The following is a 22,587-nucleotide window of genomic DNA, read 5'->3' on the forward strand; positions in this document are numbered from 1 at the left end:
GCTAGCGGATGTTGAAGTACCAGTACCAGACGCCCACGCTGAGGGCGCCCGCAAAGATCGCCAGTTTGATCGTCTGCTTGAAGATTCCCCAGAAGAAGAGGAACGCAGTCAGCAGCCCGACCACGATGAGCATCCCGAGCAGCACCGGGTTGGCCTTCACCGTGTCGACGATCTCGCCCGCGCTGGAGGGGACTTGGAACATGGGTTGAGGATAGGCCGGGGCCGGCCTGCGATTGGCGATTGGCGACCACGCGTTTCCTCCCCCGCAGGGGGAGGTGGCGAGCGAAGCGAGACGGAGGGGCCGTGCGGCGGTCTCGCGCGCTGGGGGTTCCGAACGGCGGGAGGGGGGAGTGGCGAGCGAAGCGAGACGGAGGGGCCGCCGCACGACCCCCTCCCTTTGGTCGCTTCGCTCCCTCGGTACTCCCCCCTCCGGAGCGAGAAACTGTTTCCGGACTCGTCGTATTCTCTGCCCTCATGCCTCCTCCGCGGCCCTTCTCCCGCGCCCGCCAACCGAAGCCCTTCGTCGCTGCTCTTCTGTCCGCGTTGATCCCGGGAGCGGGCCAGATCTACGCCGGGCGGGCACGACGGGGCAAGTTGTTCCTCGCGATCACCGCCGTGTTCGTGATCCCCGCCGTGTTCCTGTTCGTGATGATCTTCTATGTCAGCGGTATTGGCCTGGCAGTGACGCTGTCGCGGCCCTTCTTCAGCAACCCCGATCTGCTTGGTGTCCTGCTCTTCGTAAACGCGCTGCTTCTCGTGTTCCGGGCGGTGGCCGTGGTGGATGCGTTTCTCGTCGCCCGTGACCCTGACGCTTCCATGGGCCGCGAGCAGGGAACGGCCGCGGCCGTGGTGCTGGGACTCCTCGCCATCCTGGTGATCACCGCCGTGCCCCACGGATGGGTCGGGCACCGCAACCTGCTGCTCTACGACGTGATGACCCACGACTTCGTCTCCGACCCCGGCCAGGTGACCACGACGGCAGCCCCCGACGGCTCCGGGAGCACGACGACCACCAGTGTCCCATCGACCGCCTTCCCGGCGGAGGGCCGGGTGAATCTCCTGCTGATGGGCGGCGACGCCGGAGTGGGCCGCACGGGCATTCGCACCGACACGATGATCATCGTGTCGATCGACCCGGAGACCGGCTGGACCGCCATGTTCGGGATCCCGCGGAATCTGCGGCGGATCCCGGTGCCTGAGGATCACCCCATCGCCTCCTACACCGGCGGGGCGGGGACGGGCTCATCGTCGACGACTGGATCGACGGTTCCCTGGAGCAACTGCCCGGGATGCTTCCCGGCGCTCGCTTGGGACATCTACGCATTCGGTTTGGAGCATCCCGAGCTGTTCACCGGGCCAAACTCGGGCGGCACCTCGGCCAAGACCCTCCTCGGCCACCTGCTCGGGATCGACATCCACTACTTCGCCATCGTCGATCTCAACGGGTTCGTCGACATCGTCGATGCAATCGGGGGCATCGACATCACGGTGCCCACTGCCCTGTTCGATCCGGCATACCCGAACGAGGACGGGACCACTGAGGAGAAGACGCTGGCGGCAGGAGACCACCACCTCAACGGTCACGACGCGTTGTTCTACGCGCGGTCCCGGCAGCAGTCGGATGACTTCAACCGCATGAACCGCCAACGGTGCGTCCTCGAGGCGATGGCCGAAGGGGCCGACCCCGTCGAGCTCTTGCGGGGACTCCCCGATATCGTCCCGGCCATCGAGGCGAGCGTGCGCACTGACATCGGCATCGCTTCGATCCCTGATTTCCTCGACCTGCTCTCGAAGGTGAACACCGAGGAGATCGTCTCGATCCGCTTCATGCCCAACGCGCCGGAGTTCGACGGGACGCCCACCTCGTACATCGCCGACTTCACCGAAGACGGGTTCCCGATCCCCGACCGCGACTTCATCACCGAAACGGTGGCGACCGCCCTCTCCCTGCCCCCACTCGAGGCGATCGAGGTGCTCAATCTGCAGCCCCTCGAGGATGTATGCGGTTAGCCGGCTCCTGCTCCGGCCCCGGCCACTGCCAGAGAGGGTCCGCCTAAATCTCGATGCGGGAGAGGCGCCACCAGGCGATCGAGGCCAATGCGCCTAGCGCCCCGAGGCCTGCGACGAGCCAGGGGCCGTCGATGGCGGCCAGCGAACCCACTGCGGCGGCGAGCAGGCTGGCCGACCAGAGGATCGCCACCGCCACCCGCACTCCGAGCCCGCCCCGGACGAGGCGGTGGGCGGTGTGGTCGGAGCCCCCTACGGAAACCGGCCTGCCGTGGCGCAGGCGATCGACAGTGACGAAGGCCGTATCGAAGAGCGGAACCGCCAGCAGGGTGACCGGCACCGCGATCACCGCGAGCAGGCCCGCCGGCCCGGCTCCGCCGGCCCGTCCCGCGTCGAGGACCGCCAGGCCGGCGATCGCCGCCCCGAGAAAGTGCGAGCCCGCATCGCCCATGAACACCCGGGCCGGGGGCAGGTTGAGGGCGAGGAACCCGGCGATCGCCCCGCCCAGCGCCGCGGCGAGACCCACCGGGCCGGTAGCGGCAGCCCACCAGATCCACAGGGCTCCCACGGCGACGAGAGCCATCCCGCCGGCAGCGGCATCCATGTTGTCGACGAGGTTGATCGCGTTCATCGCGACCACGACCCACAGCACCGTGGCAGCCGCGGCGACGAAGTCACCGCCCGGGATGTCCATCGTGGCGCCGAAACCGACCAGGGCCAGGCCTGCAGCTGCCTGGCCGACGAGCTTTGCGATGGGCGTCAGCGAGCGAAGGTCGTCCCAGAGGCCCACGGCGAGGCCCACGAAGGCGGCCGCCGCCACGGCGCCCGCTCCCGGCTCATCTCGCCCCCAGACCAGCACCGCGATACCGAAGCCGGCTCCCATGGCGATCCCACCGGCGAGAGGTACCGAGTCCGTCCGCCACCGGGGTTGCGTTGCAGCCCGAGTGACGAACCGACTGATCGAGGGGACTCGGACGAACACCGCGCACACCATCAATGCCACCGCGAACGCGACGAGTGCGGCAGCCATCGCCTAGATGAATTCGGGGTTCTGGCGACCGTGCTCGGCGACCCGGTCGATGATCTCCTCGAGGTCCACCTGCGGCTCGAATCCGGTGATCCGGCGAAGCTTCGAGATGTCGGGCACCCGGCGCTGCATATCCTCGAAGCCGGGGGCGTAAGCCTCGTCGTATGGGATGGTGACTATCTCGGAGGCCGAACCGGTCCGCTCCCGCACCAGTTTCGCCAGGTCCATGATCGTGATCTCGCGGCCCCCGCCGATGTTGAAGACCTCGCCGAATGCTTCGGTCCGGGTCGGCAGATCGAGGAGCGCCCTCACCGCATCTCCGACGTAGGTGAATGCCCGGCTCTGGCTTCCGTCCCCGTAGACCGTGATCGCCTCACCCCGCAGGGCCTGACGCACGAATGTGGGGATCACCATTCCGTAGCGACCGGTCTGGCGCGGGCCCACGGTGTTGAACAGCCGGGCAATCACGACGGGAAGGCCGTCACGCCGGTGATAGGCCACCGCGAGGAACTCATCAATCGCCTTCGAAGCGGCGTAGGCCCAACGCGAATTGGTGGTGGGTCCGAGCACCATGTCGTGGTCCTCGGCGTATGGCACCCGCTCCGACTTGCCGTATACCTCGGAGGTCGATGCGATGACCACCGGCCGCCGCCACTTGTTGGCCAGCCGCAGGACCACCTCGGTTCCCCGAATGTTGGTCTCGATGGTGTGGACGGGGTCGTCGACGATGAGCTTCACCCCGACGGCTGCTGCCAGGTGGTAGACGACGTCGGCCTGGCGTACGAGTCCCTCGAGGGTCTGGTCGTCCTCGACGCCGGCCACCACCAGCTCGAACGACGGGCCTGCGGAGAGATGGGCGACATTGCGGAAGGAGCCGGTGGAGAGATCGTCCACCGCCACCACCCGGTCGCCGGCCGCTACCACCGCCTCGGCGAGGTGGGACCCGATGAACCCCGCGCCACCCGTCACCAGGATCGTTCGCATGATCGAACCCTAACTATTGCCCACAGCGGCTTGGCGGCGGCCGACGGCGGCAGCGCAGATCGCGATCAGCGCGCCGGTCTCGCCGGCGACAAAAGCCACCGAAACCCGCAGCCCCGGGTCTCCAATCGACGGGATCAACGCAGCGATCGCGACGGCGAAGCCGAGGACCCAGGCGACGGCGAGAAGCATCGTCCGCCCCCGGGCGACCAGCACCTGACCGGCGAACAGCGAGGCGGCGGCGATGATCATCCCGGCGGCGGCGAGGGCCGCCACTTCCCAGGCGGGCTCGAATTCGGGGCCGAACAGAGCCCTCACCACGGCCGGTCCGAGGAGTCCGCCGCCAACGGCTGCGATCGGCGCCAGGGCGAGTCCGGCGAGTCCGAAACGCAGCGCCCACTTTCTCAGGTCATCGTCGCGGCCGACCCGCGCCAGCCCGGTGAGCGGAGGGAGCAACCGGGCCAGCATGTTCTGGGTCATCACGATCGGTGCTCGGAACAGTTGGAAGGTCACAAAGACGACGCTCATCACCCCGGGCTCGTCGGTGAGAATGCCGACCGCCATCGGGGCGAGCAGCAGCAGGACCTGCGAGGCCGCGCTGGCCAGCACGAATCCGGTGAGGAAGCGGCCGCCGGCTTCGGGGTCGCGCACCCGATCCTTGGGACGTCCGCTGCGGAACGGGCGCCACAGGACGACGATGAAGGGCGCCAACGCCAACGCCCAGCCCACACTCAAACCGGTCGAAGCGATCCTGAGGAAGACCAACGCCAGCACTACCCGGAAAGCCGCTACCACTCCGCTGACGAGGCCATACGCGCGGAACCGCCGCATGCCGGCCAGGTGCCCCCGGCCCAAGGCAAGGAGGGCGTTGCCGGCGACCGTCACCAGCCCGATCAGGGCGTAGGTCGCCTCGCCGTCGAAGAACTGATCGCGAGCGAAGTAGGTGAATGCCGTCGCCCCCGTGGCCCCGGCGAAAATGACCCAGGCGACCGCGGCGCCACCCCCGCGTCGGTCGAGCGTGACCCGCCGAATCTCGAACTGCTCGATGGGCAGGAGCAGCACCGTGAAGACGAGAAAGTGGACCGTCAGCAGCGCGGTGATCGGGTCGAAGTCGGCGGCGCCCAGCGCCCGTCCCCCCACCACCTGGAACACGTACGCGCCGAGCGAGGCCACGATCGTGCCCGCGAGGATGTACGGGGTTCCGTCGGTGGCGTATCGCTTTAGATCGCTGCGAACCGAGTCCGGGATCATTCGGCGCCCGACTGTACAGCCGGACCGACGGATCTCAGGCCGACGCCAACTCCCGACACTCGATGGCCCGGCGCACGTCGTCGTCGGCCTCGATCAGCAGGCGCCGCAGCATCGGGCGGATCTCGCCGCCGTCGAAGACCCCGGTTACCCGCGCCCTGATCGTCTCCTCGACCACATGACGGGGGAACAGCGATTGGAAGTAGGCCTTGGCGGCTTCGGCTTCGCGCTCTTCGAACACCCCGGTCAGCCCCTCGAAGAATGGGGCGAGGAAGGGCTCGAGCAGATCGGCCTGGCTGCGCTGCCAGAAGCCTCCGGCGGCAGCGATCGCGACTCGCAGCGAGGGATAGCCATCGGCGTGGAGGCGTTCCCAGGCCTCCTTCTTGGCCATCGGGTCGGGGCGGGCCACCGCCGCAGTCGTCATGGCACGGTCGCCGCGGTCCGACTTGTCGCGCTCGCGCTCCGTAGCCAGCCGCTCGTCCGCCCCGTCGATACCGAGCGCGGCCCAGCGGATTGCCACGCTCCACCGCATGTCCTGGTCCACGGTCAGCCCCGACGGGGGGTCGTCCACCAGGGCGGCGGCCTTCTTGGCGTCCGCCGGCGACAAGGCCAGGCCGATGAGAGCTCGCGCCCAGAGAACCCGGTGGTCGCCGGGAGGAGCCTTGCTGATAGCGGCGAGTGCGCCGTCGACGAACCGGGTCGCCTCGGCGTCGATCCGGTCCTCGGGGATGTACCTGGTAACGGTCGCCCCCACCGTGGCCGTGACCATGTGGATGATCGGGAGCGACTGTTCGCTGAGTAGATGCCGGGCCACCAGGTCGAGGTAGGTCGTCGACTTGAGGGTTCGATCGCGCACCATCTCCCACAACGCCTCCCACACCAGCTGGCGGAGCAGCGGGTCGCCGAGGCCACCGAGGTTCTCGTGGGCATAGGCGATGGAGGCCTCGTCGAGAGCCACTTTGGCGTACCCATGGTCGCCGTGATTGGGGAACACGAAGGCGGGAGCGGGCAAACCCTCGGCCCCGGCCACCGGAGCGGATAGGTCGTCGATCACACCCGGCACCACCGACAACTTCCCGGATGGGTCGATGAGGGCCACCTCGACGTGGTGGGATCGCAGAACCGGATGGTCTTCGAGAGCGGTTTGGCGGAGCTCCAGGTCGGTCACCTTGCCTTCGGCCGTCTTGTAGGAGGCGGCGAGCGTGTTCAGCGAGGCAGTGCGCAGCCATCGGGCCGACCAGGAGACGAGGTCGGTGCCGCTTCCCTCCTGGAGAGCGGCCAGGAAGTCGGCGAGGTTCGCATTTCCGAACCGGTGGCGCCGGAAGTAGGTTCGAAGGCCGTCGCGAAACGCATCCTCTCCGATCGCGTGCACCAACTGCTTGAGCACCGAAGCACCCTTGCCGTAGGAGATGCCGTCGAAGTTCAGGAACACCTCGTCGGTCGAGGGAACCTCGTCGGCGATCGGATGGGTGGTGGGCTGCTGATCCTCCCGGTACGCCCAGAGCTTCATCCGGAAGTTGAAGTCCTGCCAGATCCCCGGCCAATCGCCCATGGCGGACAGGGCAAGATATCCGGCATACGAGGCGAACGACTCGTTCAACCACAGGTCGTTCCACCACTTCATCGTCACCAGGTCGCCGAACCACATGTGGGCGAGCTCGTGAGTGAAGTACTCGGCCCGACGCAACAGTTGATCCTCGGTCGGGGGATCACGGAAGATGACCGTGTCGGTGTAGGTGACGTTGGCGACGTTCTCCATCCCGCCCCAGTTGAACTCCGGCACGAACACCTGGTCGTACTTCCCGAATGGATACGGCTCCGAGAAGAGCTCCCCGAAGTAATCGATGCTCCGCTTGGTCAGCTCGAACAGCGGACCCGAGTCGAGATGCGGCATCAGCGACTCGCGGGCATAGAGGCCGAGGGGGATGCCGTTGTGCTCGTCGTGGACCGAGGCGTAAGCCCCGGCGACCACCGAGAGCAGGTAGGTGGAGAACGGCACGGTGGTGTCGAACACCCGGCGCGACCGCCCGTCGGCGGTGTCCTCACGCGAGACCTCCCCGCCGGCGGTGACCACCGCCCATGCGCCCGGCGCGTCGACGGTCAACGAGTAGGTCGCCTTGAGGTCGGGCTGGTCGAAACACGGCATGAGGCGATGGGCCGAATAGGGCTCGAACTGGGTGTAGAGGTACTCCGACCCATCCTCCGGGTCGACGAACTGGTGGAAGCCTTCGCCGGTGTGGTCGTACGCCCGCTCATAGGCCACCCGAACCTCGTTCGTCTCCTTGAGGGCCGCAGCGGGCAGGTCGATGCGAAAGCCGTCCCAGTTGGGCTCGACCGCGGCGCCGTTGATCTCGAACCGCTGGATCGTTCCCCCCAGCCACTCGAGGAAGGTGTCACCACCCCGGTGCTTGAACGAAATCGTGACATCCCCCCGGAAGGTCTTGGCGCCCGCCTCGAGGTCGAGGTCGAGCACGTAGGCGACATCCGAGACCCGCTCGGATCGCGTCACCGCCTCGTCGAGAGTCAGACGATCCCGCTGTTCGGTCATTCTCGATCTCCCTTCCGAACAGTTTCTAGTCGATTTGGAGAGGTCAACCGCTGCCCGCCTCCCGCCACCCGCTTCCCGCAAGAAAGACTTGGTGACGTCGACCTCGGGCGGTGTCTTGCCGGGGGCGGAAGGCGGAAGGCGGAAGGCGGAAGGCGGAAGGCCGAGAGCCTTCCTCACACCGTCTCGAACGAATCGCGCAGGATCCACTCGACGGTCTCGGGGAGGCCCTCTTCGAGGGTGCGGGGATCGAATCCGAGCTCGGCGCGGGCCTTGGCGTCGGTGCCGAGGTAGGTGACCCCAGCGGCCACCCGCAGCCGCTCCACGGTGGAGCGCAATGATCGCAGCACCGCCGCCAGACCACCCAGCACGACCGCCGGTGGGTGGACCGCCCACCGGGGCAACGGCAGCGGCGGATGGGCCTTTCCCGCCAACTCTCCCGCCGCCGAGAGTACCGCGCGCACGCTGTGGGGCTGTCCCCCAACGATGTACGTCTCACCGATGCGGCCGAACTCCATGGCGAGGACGTGGGCCTGGGCAACGTCTTCGACATGTGCCCAGCAGTAGGCCGTGGTGTCTGACACGAGTCGAACCCGGCCTCGCAGGTACCTGGCGAGGAGACCGGCCATCCCGCTGGCGTCGCCCGCCCCATAAGTAGCCCCTGGCATGACGATGACCCCCGGAAGGCCGGAGGCCATCATCGGGGCGGCCACTTCATAGTGAGCCCGCCACCGAAGCGCGTCGTACCGGGTGAGATGCTTGCCGGTGAACCGGTATGACTCGTCGGGCAGCTCGCCGTGGGTATTCGAGAACACCGACAGCGTGCTGGTATGAACCACCCGGGGCACTCTCAGCTCCTTGACCAGTTCGAGCACGTTGCGGGTGCCCTGGACATGGACGGCCTCGGCCAGGCGACGATCGCCGATGGCGACCCGGTGCCCGGCCACGTGGAAGACGCCGTCGACGCTACGAACCGCCGGCCGCAAGACTTCCTTGTCGACCACCGACCCGAGGAAAGGCCGTACCCCGGCCGCCACCATCTCGACGCCCTCCTCCCGGGTGCGCACCAGCGCCGTCACTTGATGACCACCGGCGAGGAGATATCCAGCGATGTACGCGCCGAGGAATCCGGAGGCATCCGTTACCAGGTAGTGCATGAGGGAAGAGTAGGAAAAGACGCAATGCGCGATGAGCAATGCGCGCCGCGCCGAGGGCGCGGCCGGGGGCAGGAAGCAGGAAGCAGGATCTTGCGGGAGGCGGGAGGCCTGTTACAGCCCCAGCAGGTCGGGGGTCAAGAGGTCCACCACTTCCGCTCCTGAGGCTATCAGCGCGGCTCGATCCGACATTGGTCTGACCACGGCGATCGTGCGCATGCCGGCGGCGATCGAGGCCTCCGCCCCGGTGCCGCTGTCTTCTATCGCCACACACTCGGCAGGCTCCACGTCCAGCCTTCGGGCCGCGGCGAGGTAGCAATCCGGCGCCGGCTTTCCACGCGCCACGTCGTCGCCCGAGACCGAGACGGCGAAGCGCCCCCCGAGCCCGGCCGCGCGGAGGGTCAGATCGAGCCGACCGCGAGGGCTGGCCGACGCCACCGCGACTGGAAGTCCCGCCGCCTCGCACGCCTCCAGCGTGGCGATCCCGTCGGGGAACACGCTCAGGGCGCGGTCGAACGACCTGTCGAGGGCGGACAACAGCATCGGCCACACATCCGGCTTGGGCGGCAACGGGGCGATCGCCGAGAGAAAGTCATGCGTCGGGTCGAACCCGAACCCGGTGCAGGCCTCGATCTCGGGAACGCCCGCCGGGTGGTCGAGCGTGGTGAGAACGTCGATCCAGGCAGCCACCGAATGCGGCTCGGAGTCCACGAGCACCCCGTCGCAGTCGAAGACGACCGCCGCCGGGCGGTTCAAAGCCCGACCCGCTCCCGAATCAGCCGGTCGACGAGGCGGGGATCGGCTTTGCCGCCGGTGGCCTTCATCACCTGGCCGACGAGGAAGCCGACGAGCCGCTCCTCTCCCTCCCGAATCCTGCCCACCTCGTCGGGGTGCGCGGCGAGAACGGAGTCGACCTCGGGCCCGAGCGCCGACTCGTCCGAGACCTGGAGCAAGTCGCGGGTCGTCGCAATCTCCCGAGGCGAACCTTCTCCCGCCAGCACCCCGATCAGGACCTCCTTCGCTGCAGTCGCCGAGAGATCGCCACCTCCGACCATCCCGATTAACTCGGCGAGGCTTGCCCCGTCGAGCGAGATGTCAGCCGGCGCGGCCCCGGTGCGATTCAGGTGAGCGGCGACTTCGCCGGTCAGCCAGTTGGCGGCTGCCCGCGGGTCGCCGCCGGCGGCAACCGTGGCGTCGAACAGGTTGGCGAGGTCGCCGGCGACGAGAGTCGCTGCCGCGGTGGGCTCGATCCCCAGCGTGACGTAGCGCGCCCTCCGCAGGGCCGGAAGCTCGGGTAGTCCGCTTCGAATGCGCTCGACGACATCCGGATTGGTCTGGAGCGGGACAAGATCAGGCTCGGGGAAGTAGCGATAGTCGCTCGACTCCTCTTTGCTGCGCCCCGGCTGGGTACGGCCCGCCTCCTCGTCCCAATGGCGGGTCTCCTGGGCGATGGGCTCCCCGTCGTCGAGGAGCGCCGTCTGCCGATCGATCTCGAAGGCGAGGGCACGCTGCAGCGACCGCATCGAGTTCATGTTCTTGACCTCGACCTTCACCCCTAATGCCTCGTCACCCTCGGGCCTGAGCGAGACGTTCGCGTCGAATCGAAAACTTCCCTCCTCGAGCCGGGCGTCGGAGATGCCGAGGGCGAGCACGATCGCCCGCAACTCCTGGGCATAGGCGCGGGCCTCCTCAGGCGTTCTGATATCGGGCTCCGAAACGACCTCCATCAGCGGGATGCCCGACCGGTTGAAGTCGATGAGCGCCCCCTCGGCGTCGTGGATTCGGCCCCCACCGCCGAGGTGGGTGCTCTTGCCGGTGTCCTCCTCGAGGTGCACCCGGGTGATCCCGACTCGCCGCGCTCCCGACCCGGGGTCGACTTCGAGATGGCCGCCGACGCAGAGCGGGAGATCGAACTGGGAGATCTGATAGTTCTTGGGGAGGTCGGCGTAAAAGTAGTTCTTGCGGTGAAACACCGAGTGCTGGGTTATCTCGCAACCGAGGGCGATGCCCAGCGCCACCGTCCACTGGATGGCGCGCTCGTTGGGTACCGGAAGCGCTCCCGGCAGCCCGAGACAGACCGGGCAGACATTGGTGTTCGGCTCCCCGCCGAACCCGGCGGGGCATCCACAGAACATCTTTGAAGCGGTCGACAGCTCGACGTGGGTCTCGATGCCGATGACAGGTTCGTATCTCACCGGGCCCCCTCCGAGGAAGCCAGCTCGGGGCGAATGTCGAAACCCGAAAGCCGTTCGACCTCCGCCGCCACCCGGAACATCACGGCTTCGCCGAGCGCGGGGGCCAGCACCTGGAACCCGACCGGCAAGCCATCCTCGTCCAGACCAACCGGCACCGAGACGGCGGGATCGCCGCTGAGGTTCGAGGGGATCGTGCAGATGTCGCTCAGATACATCGCCAGCGGGTCGTCGGCCCGCTCCCCCACCTCGAACGCAGTGGTGGGACTGGTCGGTGTCACCAGGACGTCCACCTCCGCGTAAGCCTTCTTGAAGTCCTCCATCACCAATGTGCGCACCTTCTGCGCCTGTCCGTAGAACGCGTCGTAGTAGCCCGCCGACAGGGCGTAGGTGCCGAGGAGGATGCGCCGGGTGACTTCCGGGCCGAAGCCGTCGCGGCGGGTCGCCGACATCATCGCCTCGACACTGTCACCGTCGACCCGCGGCCCGTAACGGACCCCATCGAACCGGGCGAGGTTGGCCGAGCATTCTGCCGGGGCGATCAGGTAGTAGGCGCTGAGGGCGAACTCGGTGGAAGGAAGCGAGACCTCCTTCACCGCCGCACCGGCGGCGTCAAGGCGATCGACAGTCGCCTGGAAGGCGGCGGCGACGCCCGGCTGGATGCCGTCGCCCGACAACTCCCGCACGATCCCGATCCGAAGCCCCTTGACCCCCTTGTCGAGGTCCACCCGCGGATCGGGGTAGCTCCCCCGGAACGAGGTGGCGTCGGCGGGGTCATGTCCAGCCACCGCCTCGAAGAGGGTGACCGTGTCGGCGACGGTTCTGCCGATGGGGCCGATCTGATCCAGCGAGGAGGCGAACGCGATCAGTCCGTAACGGCTGACGAGCCCGTAGGTGGGCTTCATCCCCACGACACCGCACAGCGAGGCAGGCTGGCGGATCGACCCGCCGGTGTCGGAACCGAACGCTCCGAAGGCGGAGCCCACCGCCACAGCCGCCGCAGAGCCCCCGCTGCTGCCCCCGGGGACCCGATCTGGGTTCCACGGGTTGCGGGTAGTGCCGTAGGCCGAGTTCTCGGTGGACGACCCCATGGCGAACTCGTCGAGGTTGGTCTTGCCGAGGATCACGGCGCCGCCCGTCTTGAGCCGCTCGACGACCGTGGCGTCGTATGGCGGGATGTAGCCGGCGAGGATTCGCGACGAGCAGGTGGTCTCGATCCCCCGGGTCACCATGTTGTCCTTGAGGGCGATCGGAATCCCGTGGAGCGGCCCGCGGTCCTCCCCACGGGAGAAGGCAGCGTCGGCCTCCACCGCGGCGGCGGTGGCGCCATCGGCATCGATGGTGAGATACGCATGGAGGATGGCCTCGGTCATCGAGACCCGACGGCGGACGGCAGCGAGCAGATCGACCGCGGTGAGATCACCCGATCGGAGGCGCGCCCCGGCCTCGGCGATGGTGAGGTCGGCGAGGTCCATCACTCGTCCAGGAATGGCGGAACGCGGAAGTAGGGGCCCTCACGATCGGGGGCCTGGGAGAGCACCTCCTCACGGTCGAGGGTGGGCTCCACCTCGTCGGAACGAAAGGCGTTGACCATGGGGAGGGGGTGGGCGGTGGGAGCGACCCCGTCGGTGGGAAGCGCCTGCACCCGGGCGGCGTGTTCGAGAATCACCTGGAGCTGCTGCTCATAGTGGACGAGTTCCTCGGGCGTCAGCCCGATGCGGGCCAGACGCGCCACCTTGGCGATGTCGATCTCGATGGGCATGGGGCGATGGTACCGGCGGGCCTACTGCCCGCAGCCCGGGCGACTACGCGCTGAGGAAGCGCCGCATCACCTCGAAGCACTGACCGAGTGTCGCCGCAGGGGCGCTCTCGTCCTGCTTGTGGGCCTGGGCGACCTCGCCCGGCCCGTAGTTGACCGCCGGCACACCGCGGGCGGCGAGCCTGGCGACATCTGTCCACGCGGTCTTGGCCGATACGGTCGAAACCATTCCCCGCAGCCGGCCGAGGTGAGGGTTGTCCTCTGGGATGGGCGCTGCCATCGCCCGATCGACGATCTCCACGGAGTCGGCGGCGGCGCAGGCCTCCCTGACCATTGCCTCGGCTTCCTCGACCGAGCGATCGGGCGGATACCGGTGGTTGAGGTTGAGCACGAACCGTGGGGGGATCATGTTGGCTGCCACCCCGCCCTCGGCGAGGGTCACCGCGAACGTCTCCTTGAAGGTGAGGCCGGCGACCTCGACATCTCGCCATCCACGCTCGTGCATCTCCGCCAGCCACGAGCCCGCCTTGGTGATGGCGTTCTCCCCGAGCCAGGGCCGGGCGCTGTGCGCCGACACGCCGTGGAATTCGACCCGTGCGTTGATCGCCCCCTGGCAGCCCAACTGGAGTTCACCGTCGGTCGGTTCCATCACCACCGCGAACTCGCTCTCGAGCAGAACAGGTGCCTCGTCGAGCACCCGTTCGAGCCCGTTGCCCGCGGCCGGACCCTCCTCGGCGTCATAGAAAACCCCGAGCACATCGAAGGGCCCACCGCGAACCGACTCATCCTCCAGCAGGGCGACCATCACCGCCAAGCCACCCTTCATGTCTGACGCCCCCAGGCCATGAACCCGCCCCCCTTCGACCTTTGCCGGGAGGTTGCCCTGCTCGGGGACGGTGTCGAGATGCCCGTACAGCGAGATCAGGGGTCGCCCCGTGCGGTGCCCCACCACCACCGATCTTCCGATGATCTGCGGGGCGAGACCCGAGAGACGTTCGGCGACCGCATCGCGCAGCGCGTCCTCGGCCCCTGTCGGCGAAGGAATGTCGATCAGCCAGACGAGGTCGTCGACCAGGCTCACGCCTGCACCCCGAATACTCGCAGGGCGTCCTCGAGGGAGGTCTTGCGGTCGGTCGACTCGGATCGCTGCCCGATGATCAAGGCGCACTGCAGGTCATAGGTGCCGGCCGGGAACTCCTTGGGGCGGGTGCCGGGCACGACCACCGATCGAGCGGGAACCCTCCCCCGGTGCTCGACGGGTTTCGAGCCGGTCACATCGATGATGGGCGTCGACGAGGTGATCGTGGTGTTGGCGCCCAGCACTGCCCCTTCCTCGACGACCACCCCCTCGACCAGGATCGATCGGCTGCCGATGAAGGCGCCGTCCTCGACGATGACCGGACGGGCAGAGGCCGGCTCGAGCACGCCACCGATGCCGACGCCGCCCGAGAGGTGGACATCGCGACCGATCTGGGCACAGGAGCCCACCGTCGCCCAGGTGTCGACCAGGGTGCCCGCCCCGACCCGAGCGCCGATGTTGACGTACCCCGGCATCACGACGACCCCCGGCTCACAGAAAGCCCCGTAACGGACCGCTCCCGGAGGCACCACCCGCACCCCGGCGGCCGCCAGCCCGCGCTTCAGCGGGATCTTGTCGTGGAACTCGAACGGTCCAACCTCCCAGGTACGCAGCCCGGCGATGCGGAAGTAGAGGAGGATCGCCCGCTTCACCCACTCGTGTACCACCCACTCGCCGTCGACCTTCTCTGCCACTCGCAGTTCACCCCGGTCGAGTGCGGCGATCGTTTCCTCCACCGCGGAACGCGCCTCGTCGAGGCGGTCGAGATCGGCCGAGGCGGCCTCGATCAGTTCGCGGGGCGCAGGCACGACGCCACCACCTCCGCCGCTTCGGCACATTCCCCCACGGTCGGCACCAGAGCCAGGCGCAGATGCCCCTCGCCGCCAGGCCCGAACGCCGATCCCGGGGACACCACCACCCCTTCGGCCAGCAGTCGCTTGGTCGCATCGATGTCGTCGTCGACGGCGACCCAGAGGTAGAGCCCGGCGGTGGAGGCGACCACCGCGATGCCGTCCTCCTCGAAGCGCCGCCGCAGGATCGCCCGCTTGTTGTTGAAGATCTGGCGACGGTCCTCGGCATGGGCATCGTCCGACCACGCGGCCGCGGCGGCGGCCTGGATGAACTCCGGAGAGCCCACCCCCACCGACGACCGCAGCGATTTGATCGCCGCGATCGCCGCGGGATCGCCCACGATCGCTCCGCTCCGGTACCCCGTCATACCGGACCGCTTGCTCGTCGAGAAGAAGGCCAGTACCCCACGGCTTCCGGGTCCCGCGACCTCGAGAGCAGAAGTCGGCGGCTCGTCTTCCCAGAGGTCGGCGTACGCCTCGTCATTGCACAGGAGTGCATCGTGGTCGCGGCACGCTTCCAGCAGTTCCTCCAGGTCGGCGCGCGAGGTGACCGCGCCGGTGGGGTTGTGGGGACTGCATGACCACACCATCCGAATGCGGCCCCAGGCGGCTGCAGGCACGTCGGCGGCGCGGAGCACGAAGTCACCCGCCAGCCGCACCGCGATCGCCTCGGCGCCGGCGAACCGCAGCCCGCGCTCGTGAATCGGGTACCCCGGCGTACAGAACACCCCGGCGTCGCCGGCGGCGCGATCGACGAAGGCGAACGGTGTGGTGAAGATCGCCTCCTTCGCCCCCGAGGTCGGCACAACCTGGGTATCCGGATCGACTTCGATCCCAAAGCGTCTCCCCACCCAACCGGCGATCGATTCGCGCAGCGAACGCAAGCCGGAAACGGTCGGGTACTGGGACACCTCGGGAATAGCGGCGGCGGCGGCATCCCGGATGAACTCGGGGGTCGGCTCGCGGGGATCGCCGAGCGAGAAGTCGATGAGCCGCTCGCCGGCATCTCGCATCCGCCGCGCCGTCTCCTGGATCTCGGCGATTGGATACGCGCCCAATTCGGCGAGCACCGGGTTGGTTCGCATGGCACCCAACGGTAGTGCCGGGATGCTCCACCACAGATTTACCATCGTTGCCCGTGAACCATCGCCGCTTTCGCATCACGATCCTGCTGCTCACTCTGGCGCTGGCCGGGGTCGTCGGGCTGACCGTCGTCCTCGCCCCCGACGGCCAGGAGCCGGATCTACCCGGCGCACTCGAGGCGGTGTTCCCCTTGCCGGGGGACGCTGTGGTCCGCCAGACGGCGATCCAGATCGACCTGCCCATCGGTTACACGGTCGAGATCGAGGTCGATGGCATCTGGATCCCGCCCCATGAGATCGGTCTCACCGCGGCCACCGGCGAGTATCGATGGCAGCCCAGCACCGAGAGCGTCCTGCCGTTCTGGGAACCCGGCGATCACACGGTCACCATCCGATGGAACCGCGTCTCCGGCGGCCGGCCTGACCCAGGCGAGTTCACCTGGACCTTCCGGGTGTTCTGAGCCCGGATCAGGTATCCGTCATCACCCACCGCCAGAGGACAGGCCCCGGACCGGCCGACCGGCCTCGCGCGGCGTCTGGTAGAGCCACTCCTCAAGACGCGCTCGCGCCGTCGGCCACTCTTCGTCGATCATGGCGTACCAGGCGGTGTCGCGGTTACGCCCCTTGACGATCATGTGGTTGCGGAACACCCCTTCGAACGCGAAGCCGAGCCGCAGGGCCGCCTTCCTCGAGGGCTCGTTGAGCGCGTCGCACTTCCACTCCACCCGGCGGCAACCCAGATGGTCGAACGATTCGCGCAACAACAGGTAGGCGACCTCGGTGTTGACGGTGGTGCGCTGCGCACTCGGGGAGTACCAGATGTGGCCGATCTCGACCCGACGGTTGGCGCGATCGCGGTTCATCAACGCGGCCATGCCCACCGGGTCCCCCTCGACTTCGGCCGTCCACCACCGCGGGTCCTCCGATCCGACCGTCGAGGCGATCCACTCGCTCATCGCTCGCTCATGGGTCCACGGACCGTATGCCATATAGGTCCACACGGCTGCGTGGGTGCGATGAGTGGCGGGAAACAGCATGGCCGCATCGTCGGGGTCGGGAGGGCGCAAGGTGACGCCGCCGCCTTCGATCACCGGCGGGGGCTCGCCAACCGGTTCGGCCGCCCGGACCTCACCGCCGACCGGAGGGCCGCTCAACGTTCGACCACCCCTACCAGCCGGCCGGAGTCGTCGACCACAGGCATCGGCCACACGGTCGCATTGACGCGGTCGAGGAGGTCGACCGGGTCGTCCGGGGCGACGAACCGCGACTCTCGCGTCACGGACCCGACGGTGGCCCTCGGGTCGGCCGATTCGAGGTCGACGCGGCTCACGACACCCACCAATACGCCATCGACCGCCACCGGAGCCGAATCGTGGGTCAGCAACCGGAGCGCGTCCGAGACGAGCATCCGGGAGCCGAAGGTGTCGGGCTCGATCATCTGGTGGAACACCCGTCGCGGCGCACTGCGAACCACGATTGCGCCGCCGGGCGCTCCCACGACCAACTTCCGCCCCGCCCCGAAGAACTGCCGCTGCAGCCAGGAGCCGCCGGCGGCCCCCACCACCAGGAGCGTTCCTTCCTCGAAAGTGCTCACGAGGGCTCGGGCGCTGTCGGCCCGGACCACCTTCGACGGCAGGTCGGGCACGAGCACCGCGATCTCGGCCAGTACCGCATCCACCGAGTCGTCGTTCGCGGGGTCGGGCGAGGCCGACAGCAGTGATCCCTCCACCCCCAGGACCTCGGAGAGTCGCGCGGCGACGAAGGCGGCGAGAGTCGAGTGGGGGCCTGCGCCGATCGCCGCCGTCACCGATCGCACGGACCGACGGCGAACCTCGTGGGGCACCACCGTGCCGATCAGATCGAACGAACTGAGCTTGCGGGCCACGAGCAGGTCGGCCCGGGTGGCGATGCACGTCTGCTTGAGGTCGCCTTCCACCGAATGGGGCTCGCCTGCGGCGAGTAGCTCCGCGAGTTCGGCGCAGCCCGCCCCGCGGGTCCAAACCACCGACCAGAGTCCACCGTTCATCGCACTGCGGCCTGGGCCATCCGACGCACTTCTCTCCCCCTACGAGCGACCTGCCACCCGACGGTCACGGGGCCGAAACCCGGGCGCGACGGTACACGATGCGTATCAAAAATCCCCGGGATCTCACTCGATCGCTCGCCGACCTCGCTCGAGGAGCGCCACAAATGTCGGCTCATCGACGACCGGGACCCCCAAATCCTGTGCCTTCTGGAGCTTTGCTCCGCCCGGCGACTCCCCCGCCACCACCGCGTCGGTCTTCGACGACACCGATGATGCGACCTTCCCACCCCGGTCTTCGACCGCGATCTTGGCTCCTTCGCGAGAGAAACCGGCGAGCGTGCCGGTCACCACCAGGGTCACCCCCGTCAGGAGACCCGTGTCGACACCTTCCGGCTCTGCATCCGCGGTCCGCACGCCGGCCGCCTGCAACTTGGCGACCAACGCCCGGTTGGCCGGATCGGCTGACCATTCCCGGACCGAACGGGCGATCTCGGGACCGACCCCCTCGATGGCCGAAAGGTCCTCCTCCGCAGCCCCCATCAGCGCATCGAGGTTGCGAAACCTCCGTGCGAGCAAACGGGCGACCGTAGCGCCGACCAGCGGAATGCCCAGGGCGGTGATGAGACGCCCCAGGGGCCTGTCGCGGGCGGCGTCGATCGCCGCCATGAGATTCGCGACGGAGGTTTCCCCCCAACCGTCCCGCTCGAGAAGGAGACCTGGGTCGAGCGTGAAGATGTCGGCGGGATCGGAGATCGACCCTTCGTCCATGAGCATCTGAATCGTCTTGCCGCCGAGGTGCTCGATGTCCATGCCCCCGCGGGAGGCGAAGTGGTAGAGGTACTCGACGAGGCGGCTGGGGCACTCGAAGCCGCCGGTGCATCGTGCAACCGCTTCGCCCAAATTGCGCACGATCGGGTTGCGGCAGAAGGGGCACTTCTTCGGCATCTTCCACACCTTCTCGACGCCGGTGCGAAGCGACACCACCGGGCCCACCACCTCGGGAATGACATCCCCCGCCCGCCTGATCACGACGGTGTCGCCCAACCGAATGTCCTTGCGTGCCACTTCGTCCTGGTTGTGGAGGGTGGCGTTGGTGATGGTCGCCCCGCCGACGAAGACCGGTTCCAGGACCGCATAGGGAGTCGCCGCCCCGGTGCGCCCAATATTGATCCGGATCTCCAGGAGGCGAGTCGTCTGTTCCTCGGGCGGAAACTTGTACGCGATCGCCCAGCGGGGGCTCTTGGCGGTGAACCCGAGCTCGTTCTGCTCGGCGAGGGAGTCGACCTTCACCACGACCCCGTCCGTCTGATATCCGAGCGTGTGCCGGTTTTCTTCCGCCTCGGCGATGTATGCCTTCACCGCGTCGAGGTTCACGCTGTGCTGCGACCGCGGATTCACCGGAAACCCTGCCTGGGCAAGCCATTCCAGGCTTTCGGTGTGTGTCGAGAAGCGAACCCCATCGACCGTCCCCACCTGGTACACCCAGATGGCGATCTTGCGCGACGCCGTGACCGCCGGATCCTTCTGTCGCACCGCACCGGCGGCGGCGTTGCGCGGGTTGACAAAGAGCCGCGAGGCCGCCTCGGCTTGCGTCCGGTTCAGTTCCTCGAACGCCGCCTCGGGCATGTAGACCTCGCCCCGGACCTCGAGCACGGCCGGCGGGTCGTCGACAAGAAGTTGGAGCGGTATTTGCGGGATGGTCCGCAGATTGGCGGTGACGTCCTCCCCGGTGGCGCCATCCCCCCGGGTGGCCCCCCGCTCGTAGCGACCGTCCCGATAGGTCAGTGACACGGCGAGTCCGTCGATCTTCAACTCGCACGCATAGCCCGACGGCGCTCGACCCAGCTGGCGAACCATGCGGGCTTCCCAGGCGTCGAGGTCCCCCGGCGACTCGCCGTTGTCGAGTGAGAAGAGCCGGCTCAGATGGGTCACCGGGGCGAAGGCATCGGAGGCGGTCGTCCCGATCCGCTGCGTAGGTGAATCGGGGGTGATCAGGTCGGGATTCTGCTCCTCGATCGAGAGCAGTTCCCTCAACAGCGCGTCGAACTCGGCGTCGGATACCTCCGGGTCATCGAGGACGTAGTACCGGTACGAGTGGTACCGAAGAGACTCCCGCAGCTCGGCTGCCCGGTCCGCGGGTTTCTTCATGCTGCCGCGACGATGGTGCCGCCTCCAAGCACCTCGTCGTCGAGGTAGAACACCGCCGCCTGCCCGGGTGCCACCCCTTCCGCCGGCTGGTCGAACCGAATCCGCCAACCCGCCGCCGATCGATGGAGCACGGCCGGCACCGGGCGGGACCGATACCGCACCTTGACGGCGACTTCGAGGGCATCGGAGACGGCGACACCAGCCACGAAGCTGACCTCGTCGAGAGCACACCCTTCCACCTCGAGCGCCGACCGCGGCCCCAGGGTGACGGTGGCAGTGGCGGCATCGACCCCAAGCACATAGCGCGGCTCACCCACGGAGACGCCCAGCCCGCGGCGCTGACCCACGGTGAAACCCGACACCCCGTCGTGGGACCCGACCACCGCCCCATCGGAGTCGACGATCGACCCCGACCGCGCGGTCTCGGGGAAGTGCTCCCGCAAGAAGTCCCGGTAGTCACCCTGCACGAAACACAGATCCTGGCTGTCGGGCTTGGTGGCCGTGCGCAGTCCGAGGCGCTCGGCCTCGGCACGGACCTCCGCCTTGGTCATCTCTCCGATCGGGAGCACGATCCGGGCGAGTTCCGCCTGGCCGAGCATGTGGAGCACGTACGACTGGTCCTTGCCGGAATCCCGGCCGGCGAGCAGCCGGAAGCGCCCATCGACGTGGTCGACGCGGGCGTGGTGCCCGGTCACGAGCACGTCGCAGCCGAGTGCCTCGACCCGATCGAGCAAAGCCCCGAAACGCACCCTCCGGTTACATTCGATGCACGGATTCGGAGTTCGTCCGGCCAGGTATCCCTCTCCGAAGCGAGCCACGACCTCACGAGCGAACTCGTCGGTGTAGTCGAGCACGTAGTACGGCACCCCCAGGCGGGCGGCAACCCTCCGGGCGTCCTCGGCATCGGCCACCGTGCAGCATCCTGCGGTGGGCAGGCGGCCGTCGGGGCCTTCCCACTGCTTCAGAGTGACGCCCACCACCTCATGGCCCTGCTCGACCATCACGGCGGCGGCAACGCTGCTGTCGACCCCACCCGACATGGCCACGAGCGCTCTCATCGCAGGCCCTCGACGGCCGCGATCACCGCGTCCGCGGCGGCGTCACCGTCCTCCGGCCGGGTGGTCCAGCCGAAGGTGAACCGAACCGACGCCCTCGCCTCTGACTCGCTCATGCCCATCGCGGCAAGCACGTGTGACACCTCGATTGCGCCGCTGTGACACGCCGATCCCGCCGCGGCCGCCACCCCCGCCGAGTCGAGGCGGATGAGCAGGGTCTCCGCGTCGACACCTTCGACTCGAAAGTGACTGTGCTGCACCAACCGGTCGACGCCCGCCGCAGTGATGACCGCCCCGGGAACCTCGGTAGTGAGTCGCCGCTCGAACCGACGCCGCGCCTCGTCGACATCCTGCGAGAAGCGGTCGCGATCCTTGGACGCCGCCTCGAGGGCGGCTGCCATCCCGACGATGCCGGCCACATCGTGAGTGCCCGATCGCCGACCGAGCTCATGGCCGCCGCCGTGAATTACGGGCTCGAGATCGATCCCCGGGCGAAGAACCAGGGCTCCCACCCCCTTGGGGCCACCAACTTTGTGCGACGACACCGTGAGCATGTCGGCCCCCAAACCCGCGAGATCCACGTCACGAGACACGAATGTCTGAACTGCATCGGTGTGAACCAGCACCCCCGGCGAAGCCTGCCGTGCCGCCGCGGCCACCTCGGCTACCGGCTGCACGACGCCGGTTTCGTTGTTGGCCGCCATCACCGAGACCACCCGGGTTGCGCCGTCGATCGCCTCGACGACATCTCCGGGCGACACCCGGCCTGCTCGGTCCACCGCGACGAAGGCGACCGGGCATCCGAGGCGGCCGAGAAAGCGGGCGGTCTCGATCACGGCCGCGTGTTCGATGGCCGTGGTGACGATGCCGCCCCGTGCACCGCCGGCGAGGGCAGGCCCGGCCAGGCCGAGGTTGTCCGACTCGGTTCCCCCGCCCGTGAACACCACATCGAGCGGATGAGCCGCGCCGAGCAGCCCGGCAATCCGCTCGCGAGCGTCCTCGAGCAGGTCCTTGGCTCGCCGGCTCACCGAGTGGATGCCCGACGGATTGCCGAACTCGCGGTCGAGCAGCGGCGCCATGGCCTCGCGGGCCTCAGGACGCACCGGAGTGGTGGCGGCATGGTCGAGATAGAGCATTTCCAGGGAGAGAGTAGGAGCCAGTCTCCAGTCTCCAGTCTCCAGCCTCCAGTCAGAAGGCTCCAGCTCCGGCTCCAGTCTCCAGTCGGAAGGCTCCGGCTCCGGCTCCAGCTCCGGCCAGAAGGTGGCCCTCCGCCTTCCGCCTTCCGCCATCGGCAAGAGAAGGAAGAGGGGCCTCCCGCCACCCGCCACCCGCAAGACCGGTCATTGCGTATCGCTTATCGCGGGCCGGGCGCAGCCCGGCCCTATTGCCGGAGGCCGGCGAAGCCGGCCGACCGTCGCGGGTAGGGGGGGGGGG

General features: G+C 68.3%; 20 protein-coding genes. 2 read left to right on the top strand and 18 right to left on the bottom strand.

Annotated features, from left to right (window positions below; all coding sequences use genetic code 11):
- Position 1: 1 nt before the first annotated feature.
- Positions 2–202 carry a hypothetical protein gene (locus tag WD184_09115; GenBank protein MEX0826891.1) on the bottom strand — a complete coding sequence of 67 codons (201 nt, stop codon included), beginning with the start codon at positions 200–202 and terminating at the stop codon, positions 2–4.
- Between the two features lie 272 nt (positions 203–474).
- On the opposite strand from WD184_09115, the gene WD184_09120 reads away from it, so the two are divergent.
- A complete protein-coding gene (locus WD184_09120) occupies positions 475–2,010 on the top strand; it encodes a DUF6677 family protein (protein ID MEX0826892.1) in 1,536 nt (511 codons plus the stop codon).
- A gap of 43 nt (positions 2,011–2,053) precedes the next feature.
- On the opposite strand, the gene WD184_09125 is transcribed toward WD184_09120, so the two are convergent.
- The 12 genes from WD184_09125 to WD184_09180 form a co-directional block, all read right to left on the bottom strand.
- Positions 2,054–3,037, bottom strand: coding sequence for an MraY family glycosyltransferase (locus tag WD184_09125; protein MEX0826893.1), 984 nt, complete (start codon positions 3,035–3,037; stop codon positions 2,054–2,056).
- 3 nt (positions 3,038–3,040) lie between these two features.
- Positions 3,041–4,018: a GDP-mannose 4,6-dehydratase gene (locus tag WD184_09130; protein MEX0826894.1), complete on the bottom strand. Its 978-nt coding sequence runs from the start codon at positions 4,016–4,018 to the stop codon at positions 3,041–3,043.
- A gap of 9 nt (positions 4,019–4,027) precedes the next feature.
- Positions 4,028–5,266, bottom strand: a complete 1,239-nt coding sequence (locus WD184_09135) for a hypothetical protein (protein ID MEX0826895.1) — start codon at positions 5,264–5,266, stop codon at positions 4,028–4,030.
- A 34-nt stretch (positions 5,267–5,300) separates the two neighbouring features.
- On the bottom strand, positions 5,301–7,811 hold the full coding sequence (gene pepN, locus WD184_09140) for an aminopeptidase N (protein MEX0826896.1): 2,511 nt from the start codon (positions 7,809–7,811) through the stop codon (positions 5,301–5,303).
- A 173-nt stretch (positions 7,812–7,984) separates the two neighbouring features.
- Positions 7,985–8,965 carry an NAD-dependent epimerase/dehydratase family protein gene (locus WD184_09145; GenBank protein MEX0826897.1) on the bottom strand — a complete coding sequence of 327 codons (981 nt, stop codon included), beginning with the start codon at positions 8,963–8,965 and terminating at the stop codon, positions 7,985–7,987.
- 111 nt (positions 8,966–9,076) lie between these two features.
- Entirely contained in the window at positions 9,077–9,718 is a 642-nt protein-coding gene (locus tag WD184_09150; GenBank protein MEX0826898.1) for an HAD family phosphatase, read from the bottom strand.
- On the bottom strand, positions 9,715–11,157 hold the full coding sequence (gene gatB, locus WD184_09155) for an Asp-tRNA(Asn)/Glu-tRNA(Gln) amidotransferase subunit GatB (GenBank protein ID MEX0826899.1): 1,443 nt from the start codon (positions 11,155–11,157) through the stop codon (positions 9,715–9,717). The genes WD184_09150 and gatB overlap by 4 nt, the downstream gene beginning before the upstream one ends.
- Positions 11,154–12,629 (bottom strand): Asp-tRNA(Asn)/Glu-tRNA(Gln) amidotransferase subunit GatA, encoded by a 1,476-nt coding sequence (gene gatA, locus WD184_09160; GenBank protein ID MEX0826900.1) that lies wholly within the window; start codon positions 12,627–12,629, stop codon positions 11,154–11,156. The genes gatB and gatA overlap by 4 nt, the downstream gene beginning before the upstream one ends.
- Positions 12,629–12,916 carry an Asp-tRNA(Asn)/Glu-tRNA(Gln) amidotransferase subunit GatC gene (gene gatC, locus WD184_09165; protein MEX0826901.1) on the bottom strand — a complete coding sequence of 96 codons (288 nt, stop codon included), beginning with the start codon at positions 12,914–12,916 and terminating at the stop codon, positions 12,629–12,631. Before gatC ends, gatA begins: the two co-directional genes overlap by 1 nt.
- Before the next feature lie 43 nt (positions 12,917–12,959).
- A complete protein-coding gene (dapE, locus tag WD184_09170) occupies positions 12,960–13,994 on the bottom strand; it encodes a succinyl-diaminopimelate desuccinylase (GenBank protein MEX0826902.1) in 1,035 nt (344 codons plus the stop codon).
- The gene (locus WD184_09175; GenBank protein ID MEX0826903.1) at positions 13,991–14,782 is read right to left on the bottom strand and encodes a 2,3,4,5-tetrahydropyridine-2,6-dicarboxylate N-succinyltransferase; all 792 of its coding nucleotides are present in this window, start codon (positions 14,780–14,782) and stop codon (positions 13,991–13,993) included. The genes dapE and WD184_09175 overlap by 4 nt, the downstream gene beginning before the upstream one ends.
- The gene (locus WD184_09180; GenBank protein MEX0826904.1) at positions 14,779–15,927 is read right to left on the bottom strand and encodes a pyridoxal phosphate-dependent aminotransferase; all 1,149 of its coding nucleotides are present in this window, start codon (positions 15,925–15,927) and stop codon (positions 14,779–14,781) included. The genes WD184_09175 and WD184_09180 overlap by 4 nt, the downstream gene beginning before the upstream one ends.
- 53 nt (positions 15,928–15,980) lie before the next feature.
- On the opposite strand from WD184_09180, the gene WD184_09185 reads away from it, so the two are divergent.
- Positions 15,981–16,385, top strand: a complete 405-nt coding sequence (locus tag WD184_09185; protein MEX0826905.1) for a hypothetical protein — start codon at positions 15,981–15,983, stop codon at positions 16,383–16,385.
- A gap of 21 nt (positions 16,386–16,406) precedes the next feature.
- On the opposite strand, the gene WD184_09190 is transcribed toward WD184_09185, so the two are convergent.
- From WD184_09190 to WD184_09210, 5 genes are all read right to left on the bottom strand, one after another.
- Positions 16,407–17,078, bottom strand: coding sequence for a GNAT family protein (locus WD184_09190; GenBank protein MEX0826906.1), 672 nt, complete (start codon positions 17,076–17,078; stop codon positions 16,407–16,409).
- Positions 17,075–17,929 carry a CBS domain-containing protein gene (locus tag WD184_09195; GenBank protein ID MEX0826907.1) on the bottom strand — a complete coding sequence of 285 codons (855 nt, stop codon included), beginning with the start codon at positions 17,927–17,929 and terminating at the stop codon, positions 17,075–17,077. The genes WD184_09190 and WD184_09195 overlap by 4 nt, the downstream gene beginning before the upstream one ends.
- Positions 17,930–18,073: 144 nt before the next feature.
- A complete protein-coding gene (ligA, locus tag WD184_09200) occupies positions 18,074–20,098 on the bottom strand; it encodes an NAD-dependent DNA ligase LigA (protein MEX0826908.1) in 2,025 nt (674 codons plus the stop codon).
- Positions 20,095–21,156: a tRNA 2-thiouridine(34) synthase MnmA gene (gene mnmA, locus WD184_09205; GenBank protein MEX0826909.1), complete on the bottom strand. Its 1,062-nt coding sequence runs from the start codon at positions 21,154–21,156 to the stop codon at positions 20,095–20,097. The genes ligA and mnmA overlap by 4 nt, the downstream gene beginning before the upstream one ends.
- The gene (locus tag WD184_09210; GenBank protein ID MEX0826910.1) at positions 21,153–22,289 is read right to left on the bottom strand and encodes a cysteine desulfurase family protein; all 1,137 of its coding nucleotides are present in this window, start codon (positions 22,287–22,289) and stop codon (positions 21,153–21,155) included. The genes mnmA and WD184_09210 overlap by 4 nt, the downstream gene beginning before the upstream one ends.
- Positions 22,290–22,587 lie beyond the last annotated feature (298 nt).

The sequence above is a fragment of the Acidimicrobiia bacterium genome, from assembly GCA_040878325.1.
Lineage (GTDB): Bacteria > Actinomycetota > Acidimicrobiia > Spongiisociales > UBA11373 > JAUYIV01.